The 12,503-nt window shown below is 68.3% G+C and carries 13 protein-coding genes; 8 read left to right on the top strand and 5 right to left on the bottom strand.

Annotation, left to right across the window (positions count from 1 at the left end):
* Positions 1 to 28 precede the first annotated feature (28 nt).
* The 3 genes from AX018_RS13880 to AX018_RS13870 all read left to right on the top strand — a co-directional run bounded on the left by AX018_RS13880 (position 29) and on the right by AX018_RS13870 (position 2,523).
* Positions 29 to 244 carry a TOBE domain-containing protein gene (locus AX018_RS13880; protein WP_011796117.1) on the top strand — a complete coding sequence of 72 codons (216 nt, stop codon included), beginning with the start codon at positions 29 to 31 and terminating at the stop codon, positions 242 to 244.
* Positions 244 to 1,287: a tripartite tricarboxylate transporter substrate-binding protein gene (locus tag AX018_RS13875; RefSeq protein ID WP_245951551.1), complete on the top strand. Its 1,044-nt coding sequence runs from the start codon at positions 244 to 246 to the stop codon at positions 1,285 to 1,287. Before AX018_RS13880 ends, AX018_RS13875 begins: the two co-directional genes overlap by 1 nt.
* A gap of 300 nt (positions 1,288 to 1,587) precedes the next feature.
* On the top strand, positions 1,588 to 2,523 hold the full coding sequence (locus AX018_RS13870; protein ID WP_111878017.1) for a CysB family HTH-type transcriptional regulator: 936 nt from the start codon (positions 1,588 to 1,590) through the stop codon (positions 2,521 to 2,523).
* Between the two features lie 24 nt (positions 2,524 to 2,547).
* Here the strand turns inward: AX018_RS13870 and AX018_RS13865 are convergent, their stop codons facing one another.
* From AX018_RS13865 to AX018_RS13845, 5 genes are all read right to left on the bottom strand, one after another.
* Positions 2,548 to 3,552: an NADP-dependent oxidoreductase gene (locus AX018_RS13865; protein ID WP_111878014.1), complete on the bottom strand. Its 1,005-nt coding sequence runs from the start codon at positions 3,550 to 3,552 to the stop codon at positions 2,548 to 2,550.
* Between the two features lie 58 nt (positions 3,553 to 3,610).
* Positions 3,611 to 4,573, bottom strand: a complete 963-nt coding sequence (locus AX018_RS13860; protein ID WP_111878012.1) for an alpha/beta fold hydrolase — start codon at positions 4,571 to 4,573, stop codon at positions 3,611 to 3,613.
* Positions 4,574 to 4,628: 55 nt separating this feature from the next.
* Positions 4,629 to 5,417, bottom strand: coding sequence for an SDR family NAD(P)-dependent oxidoreductase (locus AX018_RS13855; protein WP_111878009.1), 789 nt, complete (start codon positions 5,415 to 5,417; stop codon positions 4,629 to 4,631).
* A gap of 70 nt (positions 5,418 to 5,487) precedes the next feature.
* A complete protein-coding gene (locus AX018_RS13850) occupies positions 5,488 to 6,576 on the bottom strand; it encodes an alkene reductase (RefSeq protein ID WP_111878006.1) in 1,089 nt (362 codons plus the stop codon).
* A 100-nt stretch (positions 6,577 to 6,676) separates the two neighbouring features.
* Positions 6,677 to 7,522, bottom strand: coding sequence for an alpha/beta fold hydrolase (locus AX018_RS13845; protein WP_111878141.1), 846 nt, complete (start codon positions 7,520 to 7,522; stop codon positions 6,677 to 6,679).
* 129 nt (positions 7,523 to 7,651) lie between these two features.
* Between AX018_RS13845 and AX018_RS13840 the strand changes: the two genes are divergently transcribed.
* From AX018_RS13840 to AX018_RS13820, 5 genes are all read left to right on the top strand, one after another.
* Positions 7,652 to 8,242, top strand: coding sequence for a TetR/AcrR family transcriptional regulator (locus AX018_RS13840; RefSeq protein ID WP_111878138.1), 591 nt, complete (start codon positions 7,652 to 7,654; stop codon positions 8,240 to 8,242).
* A 155-nt stretch (positions 8,243 to 8,397) separates the two neighbouring features.
* Positions 8,398 to 9,405, top strand: a complete 1,008-nt coding sequence (locus AX018_RS13835) for a sulfurtransferase (RefSeq protein ID WP_111878003.1) — start codon at positions 8,398 to 8,400, stop codon at positions 9,403 to 9,405.
* Between the two features lie 194 nt (positions 9,406 to 9,599).
* The gene (locus tag AX018_RS13830) at positions 9,600 to 10,811 is read left to right on the top strand and encodes a YeeE/YedE thiosulfate transporter family protein (protein ID WP_111878000.1); all 1,212 of its coding nucleotides are present in this window, start codon (positions 9,600 to 9,602) and stop codon (positions 10,809 to 10,811) included.
* Positions 10,812 to 10,926: 115 nt separating this feature from the next.
* Positions 10,927 to 11,889 carry an IS1595 family transposase gene (locus tag AX018_RS13825; RefSeq protein ID WP_111877997.1) on the top strand — a complete coding sequence of 321 codons (963 nt, stop codon included), beginning with the start codon at positions 10,927 to 10,929 and terminating at the stop codon, positions 11,887 to 11,889.
* Positions 11,890 to 12,197: 308 nt separating this feature from the next.
* Positions 12,198 to 12,503: transposase (locus tag AX018_RS13820; protein ID WP_211322435.1), on the top strand; the 306-nt coding region annotated here is incomplete at its 3' end.

Below are 12,503 nucleotides of genomic sequence, written 5' to 3'. Positions count from 1 at the left end.
TTTCCAACCCACCACAGGAGCAACCCCCATGTCCATCCAAGCCATCAACGTGCGCAACCAGTTCAAGGGCAAAGTGCGCGAAATCATCCGCGGCGACGTCGTCTCCGAGGTCGATGTCGAAACCCCCTGGGGCATCGTCACCTCCGTGATCACCACCCGCTCGGTGGACGACCTCGGCCTGCAGGTCGGCTCCGACGTCGTGGCGCTGGTGAAATCGACCGAAGTGTCGATCGCCAAGCTGTGATGGCCGCTCCCGACCGCACCCGTGCCGCGCCGCAGGCCGCCATGCATCCCACCCGCCGCGCCATGCTCGTGCGCTCCCTGGCCTGCGCGGCCGCGCTGCCGGCGGCCGGCTGGGCGCCGTCAGCGTCGGCGGCCGTGTCGCCGGTGCCGGGCTCCGCGCGCATCCTCGTGGGCTTCGGTGCCGGTGGCGGCATCGACCTGCTGGGGCGCACCGTGGCCGAGCGCATCGGCCCGCTGCTCGGCCCCGGCCACCACGTGATCGTGGACAACCGGCCCGGCGCCAGCGGCCAGATCGCCGCGCAGGCGCTGCTGGGGGCGCCGCCCGATGGCGCCACCTACCTGCTCGCGCCGCTCATCACGCCCGTGCTCTCGCAGATCGTCTACCGCAAGCCGGGCTACGACCCGGCCACCGACTTCGTGCCCGTGGGGCTGGTCGCGCACTTCCAGTTCGCGCTGGCGGTGCCGGCCAACCACCCCGCGAAGACCGTGGACGAGTTCATCGCCTGGCTGCGAGCCCATCCGGACCGCGCCAACTTCGGCAGCCCCGCGGCGGGCAGCCTGCCGCATTTCTTCGGCCTGCTGCTGGGCAGCGCGGCGAAGGTGGATATCGTGCATGTGGCCTACAAGGGCGGCGCGCCGATGCTGAACGACCTGGTCGGCGGCCAGCTCAGCTCCGCGATCCAGACCGTGACCGAGCTGCTGCCGCTTTACCGCCAGGGCCGCATCCGCATCCTGGGCACCTTCTCGGACAAGCGCACGCGGGAGCTGCCGAACGTGCCCACGTTCTCCGAATCGGGCTACCCGCGCGCCGTGGGCAGCGGGTGGTACAGCCTGTGGGCGCGGGGCGGCACGCCGCCCGCGGCCGTGGCGGCCGTCAACCGTGCGCTGAACCAGTCCCTGGGCGAGCCCGCCGTGCGCGGCCGGCTGACGGAACTCGCGCTCGACCCCGATCCGCGCACGCCCGCGCAGCTCGAAGCGCTGCGCGTGGCCGAGATCGCCAAATGGCGGCCGGTGGTGGAGGCGTCGGGGTTCATCGCAGATTGAGCGGCCCCCCCCCTGAGTCGCCTGCGGCGCCTTCCCCCCGAGGGAGACGACGCCGGTGGACCGGCAGAGCCGGCTCCACGGCGTCTGCTGGCGTGGCCTGCTCCGCGGCCATCGGAAGGGGGACGCGGCGCCGGTTTCATGCGTTGCGGGCGGCGCGCTGGCGCCATGAGAAAAAAATGGTTCGGAGGGGGCGTGGGCGGGCACCGGAGGCGGTTTTCTCCTCTGGCGGGCTCCATGTCGCCATCGAATCTGGATAGTGTGCTCTTAAAAACATAGCAAAAAGAACGACTGGCAACGGATATGAACTTCCAGCAACTGCGCTCCGTGCGCGAGGCCGTGCGCTGCGGCTTCAACCTGACCGAGGTGGCCCACATGCTCCACACCTCGCAGCCCGGCGTGAGCCGGCAGATCCGCGAACTGGAGGAGGAGCTGGGCCTGGAGATCTTCGTGCGCGCCGGCAAGCGCCTCACCGGGCTCACGCCGCCGGGCGGCGCGCTGCTGCCCATCGTGGAGCGGCTGCTGCTGGAGGCCGAGAACCTCCGGCGCGCGGGCCACGATTTCCGCGCGAGCGGGGAGGGGAAGCTGTCCATCGCGGCCACGCACTCGCAGGCGCGCTATGCGCTGCCGCAGGTGATCCGCGACTTCCGCGCGCTCTTTCCCCAGGTGTCGCTGCACCTGCACCAGGGCTCGCCCCGGCAGGTGGCCGAGATGCTGCTCTCGGGCGAGGCCGACATCGGCGTGGCCACCGAGGCGCTGGCCGGCTACGGCGAACTCGTCACCCTGCCGTGCTACCGCTGGTCGCACAGCATCGTCGTGCCGCCGGGCCACCCGCTGCTGGACCTGCCCGGGCCGCCCTCGCTGCAGCAGCTCGCGCGCTTTCCCATCGTGACCTACGAGCTGGGCTACACCGGCCGCGCCCACATCGACGAGGCCTTCGCGCGCGAAGGCCTGCACCCCGACGTGGTGCTCACCGCCATGGACGCGGACGTCATCAAGACCTACGTGGAGCTGGACATGGGCGTGGGCATCGTCGCCTCCATCGCCGTGGACGCGGAGCGCGACCGCCACCTGCGCATGATCGACGCGCGCCATCTCTTCGAGGTGAACCTCACGCGGCTGGGCCTGCGGCGCGGCAGCTGGCTGCGCGGCTTCGCCTACCGCTTCATCGAAACCTTCGTGCCCACGCTCACGCGCGAGGCGGTGGACGAGGCGCTGGCCGGCGAGCGCGGTGAGTGAATCGCCCCTGGGGCGATTCAGGTGTCATGGCTTCACTTGGATGATCACCTTGCCTTTTGCCCGCCCTGTCTCGACGTAGGCCAAGGCATCCGCGACCGAGTCCAATGGGAATACCCGATCCACGGCGGGTCGGATGACGCCGGACTCCATCAGGGAACTGATTTCGCCCAGTTGGCTTCCGCTGGCCCGCATGAAAACAAATGAGTAGCGGATGCCGCGCCGCTGGGCCTTTTTCCGGATGCCATGGCTCATCAGGCGCATCACTTGCTTGAGCGGCCAGGCCAGTTTCTGGTCGGCCGCAAACTCTGGCGTGGGTGGGCCGGAGATGGAAATGAGATGGCCGCCCGGCTTGAGCACCTGCAGCGACTTTTCCAACGCGTCGCTGGGCAGGCTGTTCAGCACCACGTCGTAGTCACGCAGCTGGGTGGCGAAGTCCTGCTTCTTGTAGTCGATGACGATATCCGCGCCCAGCGCCTTGACCCACTCGACGTTGCTGATGCTGGTGGTCGTCGCGACGAACGCGCCCAGATGCTTTGCCAACTGTATGGCGATGGTGCCCACCCCACCCGAGCCTGCCTGGATGAAGGCTTTCTGCCCCTTCTTCAGCTGGGCGGTTTCCACCAGCACTTGCCAGGCGGTCAGGGCGACCAGTGGTATGGAGGCCGCTTCCTCCATGGTCAGGTTGGCGGGCTTGTGCGCAAGCGATCCTTCCTGGACGGCGATGTACTCGGCGAAGGTACCGATCCGAAAATCATCCGGCCGTGCATAGACCTCATCGCCCGGCTTGAATTTGCGCACGCGCGGGCCGACCCGGACCACCGTGCCGGCGACGTCGTGGCCCAGCACGAGGGGCATGCGATACGGGAGGACGAGCTTGAACTCCCCGTTCCTGATCTTGGCGTCGAGAAGATTGACACCTGCCGCATGGATCTGGATCAGGACGTCATCGTCCCGCACTTCGGGCTCCGGCACGTCGGCAATCCGGCCGGTTTCTTTCTTGCCGTAGCGATCGATGGTGAAGGCTTTCATCGTGTGGTCTTTCGATTTCTCTGAATGTCCGAGCCGCTTGCAAGAGGCCGACGTGGCTTCACTTCGCCAGGAAGGCCAGTGCCTTGCGTACGAAGTCGTCGTGGTACTGGAAGATGCCCCCGTGGCCCGCATCGGGGTAGACGATCAGCTCGCTATGGGGCAAACGCCTGGCCAGGTCGTAGGTATTGCGGGTCGGCACCATCCGGTCCTCTTCACCATTGGCCACGAGGACGGGCTGCCGGACCACCGACAGGTCGGCCGGGCGCTTCTGCCCCCACGCACTGAGCGCCTGAAGCTGGGCCACGTAGGCGCCCGCGGCAATCTCCTTGTCACGGTTTTCGGTGCGCTCCTGCAGGCGCCCCAGGAAAGCCTTGCCCGCCTGGATGCCGTTCGGCGTGCGCGTGAAGAAGAGGTATTGCTTCGGGTCCTGGCCGGTGAACGCCGCGCGCAGCAGGTCGAGGTTCGCCACGCCCGCCACGGTGCTGATGCCCGGACCACCCGCGGGGCCCGTGCCTGTCAGGATCAGTTTGCGCACGAGTTGCGGCTCTTTCAGCACGATCTCCTGGGCGATCATTCCGCCCATCGAGAAGCCGAAGAGATCCACCTGCTCGAAGCCCTTGGCCTTGATGAAGGTGATGGCGTCGTCCGCCATTTGTTCGATGGTGTTGGCCGGCGAGCCGGTGGAGGCCCCGACGCCGCGATAGTCGAACGCGACCACGTGATGTTTCTCGGCGATTCCATCCACCACCCGGGGGTCCCAGTTGTCCAGAACGGCGGCCAGGTGGGTGAGCAGGATCACCGGCGTGCCGGTGTTCTTCCGGCCCAGCTCGCGGTAAGCGAAGTCGATGCCGCCCGCGGACAGGACCTGCGTTGGCACGGTGTTCCATGTCGTGCCCGGCGTCGCAGCGATGGTTGCGGGTGAACTGGCAGCCACGGGTGGTTTGTCGGCCGTGGCGCAGGCCGGCAGCAGCGTGGCGGAGAGTGCGAGCAGGCACAGGCCGACTCGGGAGAGGTAAAGCATGGTGTTTCTGTGGGAAAGGGAGGGGGGAGGGGATCGATGGGGATGTGGGCGGCGATCAGGATGGCAGTCGATAGCGCTCGGCTGCGTGGACCTGCCGGATGTCCGAAAGCAGTGCCTGGCGCGCACCGTCCAGTGCGTCCCAGCGCCCGGCCACGTGCAGCGGCGGGATCGTGACCCCCTCGCGGCGGTCGAAGCCGACCAGGGCCGCATCGACCAGTTCGCCGACTTCCATCACTTCGGTCAGCGTATTGACGTCGATGCCGGCGCGCTCCCAGATTGCGGTGCGGGTGGCCGCCGGCAGCACGGCCTGCACGTAGACCCCCTTGGGCGCCAGCTCCACGCTCAGGCCCTGCGACAGAAACAGCACGAAGGCCTTGGTGGCGCCGTAGATCGACATGCCGAACTCGGGTGCGAAGCCCACCACCGAGCCGATGTTGACGATCGAGCCCGCGCCCGCCTGCACGAAGCGCGGAGCGACCGCAGCGGCGAGCCGGGTCAGCGCGGTGGTGTTGAGCGCGAGCAGGCGTTCGATGCTTTCTGCCGTCTGCTGCAGAAAACTGCCCGACTGGGCCATGCCGGCGTTGTTGATCAGGATGTTGATGCGGGCGTCGTCACGCAGTCGGGTTTCGATGGCGGCCAGGTCGGCCTGATGGGTCAGATCGGCCGGCAGCACTTCGACGGCAACCTTGTGTTCGCCGCGCAGGCGCTGCGCAACGGCATCCAGGCGTGCCTTGTCGCGTGCGACCAGCACAAGATCGTGGCCGCGCTGCGCGAAGCGCTCGGAGTAGGTGGCGCCGATGCCGGTCGAAGCGCCGGTGATCAGGACGGTGGAATGGGGGGGCATGTGAGAGTACTCCGCAGATCAGGGGGGCTCCGGGCCGCAACGGCACAGCGTTCGGCCTGGCGCCTGGTGTTTACCGGGCCTCGGCCAGCGTGGGATAGTCGGTGTAGCCGGCGGCGCCGCCGCCATAGAGCGTGGCCGGGTCGAACTGCGCCAGCGGCGCGCCGCTCTTCAGGCGTTCGACCAGATCCGGGTTGCTGATGAACGGCCTGCCGAAGGCGAACAGGTCGGCCTTGCCCGCATCGAGCCGGGCTGTGGCGAGTTCCAGGTCGTAGCCGTTGTTGGCCAGATAGGTCCGCTGGAAGCGGCGGCGCAGCGCGTCGTAGTCGAACGGCGCCACGTCGCGCGGTCCGCCCGTCGCACCCTCGACCACGTGCAGATACACGATGCCCAGCGTGCTGAGCTGCTCGACGAGGTCGTCGTATTGCGGCTGGGGATCGCTGCTGGAGATGCCGTTGGCTGGCGACACGGGCGAGATGCGCACGCCGGTGCGATCGGCGCCGATCTCCTTCGCCACTGCGGTGGTGACTTCCAGCAGCAGGCGTGAGCGGTTCTTGATGGAGCCGCCATAGGCGTCGGTGCGCTGGTTGGCCCCGTCCTTGATGAACTGCTCCAGCAGGTAGCCGTTGGCGCCATGGATCTCCACGCCGTCGAAACCGGCAGCGATGGCGTTGGCCGCGGCCTGGCGGAAGTCGTTCACGATGCCCGGCAACTCGTGAGGTTCGAGGGCGCGTGGTTCGGAGGTGTCGGCAAAGCCGTTGTTGACGAAGGTCTTGGTCGCCGCGCGGATGGCCGAAGGCGCGACCGGCGCGGCACCGCCAGGCTGGACATCGACGTGGGAGACGCGGCCCACGTGCCAGAGCTGCACGAAGATGCGCCCGCCCTTGGCATGCACGGCGTCCGTGACCTTGCGCCAGCCGGCGATCTGCCCGGGCGTGTACAGGCCGGGGGTGTCCTGGTAGCCCTGGGCCTGGGCCGACACCTGGGTGGCCTCGGTGATGATCAGGCCGGCGGAAGCGCGCTGGGCGTAGTAGGTCGCGGCCAGTTCGCCGGGCACCAGCCCGGCGCCGGCACGGTTGCGTGTCAGCGGTGCCATGACGATGCGATTGGCGAGCGTCAGAGGCCCCAGCGGGTACGGCTCGAAGAGCGCTTTCTTGGTCATGCGGGTATTCGTTCTCTGGAAGGGATGAGCGTGCGGCCGATGCGCGGCATGCGGCCGGCGAGGGGAGGTCAATGGCTGGCGTGCGTGCCCGCCTGCACCGTCACTCCGCCAGGAATTGAATGGCGTGCCGGAGGAAGCGCTCGGGGTACTGGAACTGCGCGCCGTGGCCGGCGTCCGGGTAGATCAGCAACTGGGCGTTGGGGATGTTCTGTGCCAGGTGCCACGAGTTGATCGTCGGGATCATCACGTCCTTGATCCCGTTGAGCACCAGCGTGGGCTGCTGGATGGCACCCAGGTAGGCATAGGGGTTCTCGCCTGCCAGCGGCGGCAGGTAGGCCGCATGGGCTTCGGCCTGTGCCTGGGCGACCGCGGCGGAACTGGGCGGGTCCTGATCGACGCGCTGGTGGCGGCGGTCCCAGAAGGCCCGCCCGGCTTGCCGGGCGGCTTCGGAGCGTCCGAAGAACAGGTAGAGGAAGTCCTCCGCCGTGGGCACCGGGCGGGGCGCGACTTCGAGCACCTCGGGCTCCATATCCGGATCGCCCCCGCGCAGCCCGGTGCCCAGCAGCAGCAACTTGCGCACGAGTTGCGGATGGCGCAGCGCCACCTCCTGCACCTGGAAGCCACCGAGCGAGAAACCCAGCAGATCCACCTGCGGCAGACCCAACGCCTGGATCACCTGCGCAATGTCGTCGGCCATGTCCTCGATGCGGTTGCGTGGGGTGCCACTCGACGAGGCGATGCCGCGGCCGTTGAAGAGGATGACCTCGCGGCCTTCGGCCAGTCCGTCGGTCAGCAGCGGGTCCCAGTGGTCCATGCCACCCCGGAAGTGCTGCACGAAAAACAGCGGAGGTTGCGAGCCGGAGGCGTTGCCCCAGCGGCGATAGGCGAATTTGTCGCCATCGACTTCGATGAAGCGCGTGGGTGCGGTCAGGTGGCTGTTGCTCATGGTTCCAAAGTCCTTTTCCAAGTCCGATCCATTAATGATGATGATCGACATCTATGTTGTCAAGGATTTTGATGATGATCGACATCAATGTATAGTGGCACCTCCAAGCGGAGATGAATGAAGTTCGATATGAAGGTCACCAAGGCACAGGCACTTGCGAACCGGGCGCACATCGTCGAAACGGCGTCTACGCTCTTTCGCGAGCGTGGCTACGACGGCGTCGGTGTTGCTGATCTGATGGCCGCCGCGGGATTCACCCATGGAGGCTTCTACAAACACTTCCGATCCAAAGGCGACCTGATGGCGGAAGCGGCGGCTTGCGGCTTCTCGCAAACGGCGGCAATGACCGAGGGTGCCGATCTCGCGGCGTTTGTGCAGCAGTACTTGTCCAGGCAGCACCGCGATGCTCCCGGCCAGGGGTGCACGATGGCCGCGCTGTGCGCCGACGCGGCGCGCCAGCCCGAGCCCATCAGAGAGACCTTCGCTGCGGGGCTGGAGCGTTTGCTTGCGGTGCTGAATCCTGATCCGGATTCCGATGCAACCGCGGATGCGGCCATGTCGCGCGAGACGCGCGCCAGGAACATCAACGCCGTCGCGCATGCCGTCGGTGCGCTCGTGCTGTCGCGGGCCTGCCCCGACGACTCTCCGCTGGCGGACGAAATCCTGGAAACCTGCCGCGCGGCGATCCAGTCGAAGTCGCCGCCGCCCCCGGAGCGGTAGCGGCCTGGGTGGTGCGACCCTTCGTCGGTTCGCGCATAACGAAGCGCGATCTTGTCGCTTATCGCGGCCCGGGGCGCGGCCTACAGTGCCTCTCAGCCGCCGGCGGAATCTCCCCGGCGGCACCACCCGAGAGAGCACCACAGAAAGGACGAGGGATGAGCATCGACACCCGCACCGCCGCCGCGCACCCGCCCCGTGCGGCCGCGCACACCGCGCCCTGGCGCGCCAGCCTGCGGCGTGCCGCCCGCGGCGCCACGCTGGCGCTGTGCGGCGCCCTGGCCGGCGCGGCGGCCTTCGCGGCCACCGCCATCCCCGAAGGGCCGCTGGTGTCCACCGACTGGCTCGCGCAGAACCTGGACAACGCCAAGGTCCGCATCGTCGAGGTCAGCGTGAACCCGGGCCTGTACGAGCGCGCCCACGTGCCCGGCGCCGTCAACTTCTCGTGGCACAACGACCTGAACGACAAGGTGCGCCGCGACATCGTGGGCAAGGAAGCCTTCGAATCGCTGCTCTCGCGGGCCGGCGTCGGCCCCGACACCACGGTGGTGCTCTATGGCGACACCAACAACTGGTTCGCCGCCTGGGGCGCCTGGGTGTTCGACATCTACAGCGTGAAGAACGTGAAGCTGCTGGACGGCGGCCGCAAGAAGTGGGAGGCCGAGAACCGCCCGCTGAACAACCGCGTGCCCGACCCCGTCGCCACCACCTACCGCGTCACGGCGGTCAACACCCAGTTGCGCGCGCGGCTGGCCGACACCCTGGCGGTGGCCGAGGGCAAGAGCGACGCCAAGCTCATCGACATCCGCTCGGCCGACGAGTTCTCCGGCAAGGTGTTCGCGCCGCCCGGCGTGCCCGAGCTGTCGCTGCGCGCGGGCCACGTGCCCGGCGCGGTGAATGTGCCCTGGGGGCAGGCCGTGCGCGAGGACGGCACCTTCAAGTCCGCCGACGAGCTGCGCAGGCTCTACGCCGCCGTGGGCGTGGACGGCAGCAAGCCCGTCATCACCTATTGCCGCATCGGCGAGCGCTCCAGCCACACCTGGTTCGCGCTCAGCAAGATCCTGGGCTACTCCGTGCGCAACTACGACGGTTCCTGGACCGAGTACGGCAACGCCGTGGGCGTGCCCATCACGAATCCGGCCGGCACCGTGTGGGCCTCGAAATGAAGGCCGGGCCGCGCGGGCGGAGCCTCCCGCCGCCCGCGCGGCCAGCGTGCACGCTTCCCCGGCGCCGCGCGCGGCAGAGAGTTTGTCAGTAGGGGGTCTCTTTTGACAGCCCGCCTCCCGCGGGTTTTTTTTTGCCTCCGGGACGCCCGCGGGGGCGTTGTCGCGCGCTCCGGCAACCCCGGGGCCTTCATGCCATGGCTTTCTCTTCCTGGTTCCCGCGCGCCCTCGCGGTGGCGCTCCTGATCGGGCTCGTGGCCGCCGGCCACGCGCTGCAGCAAACGTCAGGCGGCGGGCGCACGCTCGCCTTCGCGCTGGCGAGCGGCGCGGTGCTCGGCCTCGTGCTGCAGCGCACGCGGTTCTGCTTCTACTGCCACGCGCGCGACTGGTTCGAGCGGCGCGATCCGCGCGGCCTGCTGGCCATCCTGCTGGCGCTGGCCGTGGGCTCCCTGGGCACCACCGTGGTGCTCGGCAGCTGGGTGGCGGTGCCGGCCCCGGGGCAGCTGCCGCCCGACATGCACATCGGGCCCGTGAGCGTGGCGCTGGTGGCCGCGGGGCTCGCGTTCGGCGCCGGCATGGTGGTGTCGGGCTCGTGCATCAGCGCCCACTGGTACCGGCTGGCCGAGGGCTCGCCGGTGGCGCCGTTCGCGCTGGTGGGCTCGGCGCTCGGGTTCCTGCTCGGGTTCCAGACCTGGAACCCGCTCTACACCGGCGTGATCGCCGATGCGCCGGTGGTCTGGCTGCCCGCGCACCTGGGCTATGGCGGCGCGCTCGCGCTGCAGGGGGGCGTGCTGGCCCTCGGGGCGGCGCTGCTCTGGCGCGGCTTCGCGCGGCCGGCGGCGGAGGCGAGTGCAGCGGGCGCGGCGGCCCCGGCCTCCGGCGTGCCGCCGCTGGGCGCGGTGTGGCGGCGGCTCTGGGCGGGCCGCTGGCCGTACTGGACGGGCGGCCTCGCGGTGGGGCTGATCGCCGCTTTCGTCATCGTGCGCATGCGCCCGCTGGGCGTCACCGCCACGCTGGGCGGCGCGGCCCGCGCGCTGGGCACCGCCTGGGGCTGGGTGCCGCAGCGGCTGGAGGGGCTCGACAGCCTGGGCGGCTGCGCGACCGCGCCGCAGGCGCAGTGGCTCACGCCCAATGCCGTGCTGCTCGCCGGGATCGTGGCGGGGGCGTTCGTGGCGGCGTTCGCCAGCCGGCAGTTCGCGCCCCGCTGGCCCACCGGGCGCGATGCCGCGCGCGGCCTGGGCGGCGGCGTGCTGCTGGGCTGGGGGGCCATGACCGGCCTGGGCTGCACCATCGGCACGCTGCTGTCGGGCGGCATCGCGGGGGCGCTCTCGGGGTGGGTGTTCGGCTTCGCGGTGCTGGTGGCCGTAGGGGTCGGGGTGCGCGCGCAGGCGGCCCTGCGGCGGCCGTGAGCGGGGTTTGGGAGTGACTTGGCCTGATTAGCGACAAACCTCAGACCCGCCGTGAACGTTGCGCCATGGCAGATATCCAACATGCCATGCCGAGTCATCGACCAAGGAGCGCGGTATGTCCATCAACGCCATCCAGTTCCAGCACGGCCTGTCGCTGCCCCAATTCCAGGCCCTGTACGGCACCGAGCAGCAGTGCGAGCGCGCCCTTGTGGCCGCTCGCTGGCCTCACGGCTGGCAGTGCGCACACTGCGGCTGCAAGCGCTTCTTTCACACACGCAATGGCACCGGGAGGTTGCTGTGGGAGTGCTTTGTCTGTGGCTACCAAAGCTCCAGCATCGTGGGCACCGTGATGGAACACACTCATCTACCCCTGCGGCTGTGGTTCCTGGCCATGTACCTGCTCACCCAGCACAAGAACGCCATCAGTGCCCTGGCGCTCAAGCGCCAGTTGGGCGTGTCCTACAAGACAGCGTGGCTGCTCAAGCACAAGCTGATGCAGACCATGGCGCAGCGCGATGCGCGTTATCTCTTGAGCGGGCGTGTGGAGATCGACGATGCCTACCTGGGGGGCGAGCGCGCAGGCAGTATCAACGGTGGGCGCAAGGCAGCGAACAAGACCGCCTTCGTGGCCGCCGTGCAGACGCGCGAAGATGGCAGCCCCCTGTACATGCGCCTGACGCCCGTGGAGGACTTCACGAACAAGGACATGCAGCAATGGGCCCAGCGTTACCTAGCTGCCGGATGCCATGTGGTCAGCGATGGCACGCGCGCTTTCACGCAGGTGCTTCAGGCCCAGGCCACACATGAGCGCCACGTGACCGGCGGTGGCCGCCAAGGGGCTCAAACGCCCCAACTGCACTGGGTCAATACCCTGCTGGGCAATCTCAAGACCAGCATGGCGGGAACGTACCATTCGTTTGACCATGCCAAATATGCGGCGCGTTACTTGGCGGAGTTCTGTTACCGCTTCAACCGCCGCTTTGATTTGCCAGCCATGCTGCCCAGGCTGCTGCGAGCGTTGGCGACTACAAGGCCCCTGCCAGTGAAAGTGCTACGTTTGTCTGAGATTCGTCGCTAATCAGGTGACTTGGCCTCCATGTCGCCGTAAATGCTCAATAGTTTGCTATTGAAAGAGTAGCGAATGGCGGGCGGGCCGTCTCCTGGCCCGGCGCGTGGTGGCGGCGTTGGTTGACGTGCCCGGCAACTGGGAGAGCATCCGCTTCCACCTGTCGCGCGACCTGTGCGGGCGCCTCTATTTTCGTCGGCTACAGCTTTTGAAACCTTGGATATGCATCAAGCAATCCGGAGAATCTTACGGCGCGTCTGTCGTATGCCAGACCGGCTTTGTTGCACAAATCACCCCGGCCACACCGGTAGACTGAAGGCGTGACGGAAGCAAAGAGCGAGAGGCGGACCAAGTACCGCACGACGAACTGGAAAGCCTACAACGCAGCGCTGAAGGCGCGAGGATCGTTGACGATGTGGCTGGATGAAGGCATGCAGTGGCTTGGCAAGCCGAACGGCAAGCGCGGGCGCAGCCCGACGTTCTCGGACGCAGCCATCCAGTTTTGCTTGAGCATCAAGTGCCTGTTCGGCCAGCCCCTGCGGCAGGCGCTGGGCATGGTGGACAGCCTGCTGCGGCTGGCCAAGCTGGACTGGCCGGTGCCGGACTTCAGCACGGTGTGCCGACGC

Source organism: Paracidovorax anthurii, assembly GCF_003269065.1.
Classification (GTDB): Bacteria; Pseudomonadota; Gammaproteobacteria; order Burkholderiales; family Burkholderiaceae_C; genus Paracidovorax; species Paracidovorax anthurii.
The sequence above is the reverse complement of the archived record's forward strand: the minus strand, read 5'-3'. Positions and strand labels throughout refer to the sequence as shown.

Excerpts from the sequence above, each read along its gene's own strand:
- AX018_RS13860 (WP_111878012.1), bottom strand. The coding sequence starts at position 4,573 with ATGCTTTACCTCTCCCGAGTCGGCCTGTGCCTGCTCGCACTCTCCGCC.
- AX018_RS13845 (WP_111878141.1), bottom strand. The coding sequence starts at position 7,522 with ATGAGCAACAGCCACCTGACCGCACCCACGCGCTTCATCGAAGTCGAT.
- AX018_RS13830 (WP_111878000.1), top strand. The coding sequence starts at position 9,600 with ATGGCTTTCTCTTCCTGGTTCCCGCGCGCCCTCGCGGTGGCGCTCCTG.
- AX018_RS13855 (WP_111878009.1), bottom strand. The coding sequence starts at position 5,417 with ATGCCCCCCCATTCCACCGTCCTGATCACCGGCGCTTCGACCGGCATC.
- AX018_RS13835 (WP_111878003.1), top strand. The coding sequence starts at position 8,398 with ATGAGCATCGACACCCGCACCGCCGCCGCGCACCCGCCCCGTGCGGCC.
- AX018_RS13870 (WP_111878017.1), top strand. The coding sequence starts at position 1,588 with ATGAACTTCCAGCAACTGCGCTCCGTGCGCGAGGCCGTGCGCTGCGGC.
- AX018_RS13850 (WP_111878006.1), bottom strand. The coding sequence starts at position 6,576 with ATGACCAAGAAAGCGCTCTTCGAGCCGTACCCGCTGGGGCCTCTGACG.
- AX018_RS13880 (WP_011796117.1), top strand. The coding sequence starts at position 29 with ATGTCCATCCAAGCCATCAACGTGCGCAACCAGTTCAAGGGCAAAGTG.
- AX018_RS13840 (WP_111878138.1), top strand. The coding sequence starts at position 7,652 with ATGAAGGTCACCAAGGCACAGGCACTTGCGAACCGGGCGCACATCGTC.
- AX018_RS13875 (WP_245951551.1), top strand. The coding sequence starts at position 244 with ATGGCCGCTCCCGACCGCACCCGTGCCGCGCCGCAGGCCGCCATGCAT.
- AX018_RS13825 (WP_111877997.1), top strand. The coding sequence starts at position 10,927 with ATGTCCATCAACGCCATCCAGTTCCAGCACGGCCTGTCGCTGCCCCAA.
- AX018_RS13865 (WP_111878014.1), bottom strand. The coding sequence starts at position 3,552 with ATGAAAGCCTTCACCATCGATCGCTACGGCAAGAAAGAAACCGGCCGG.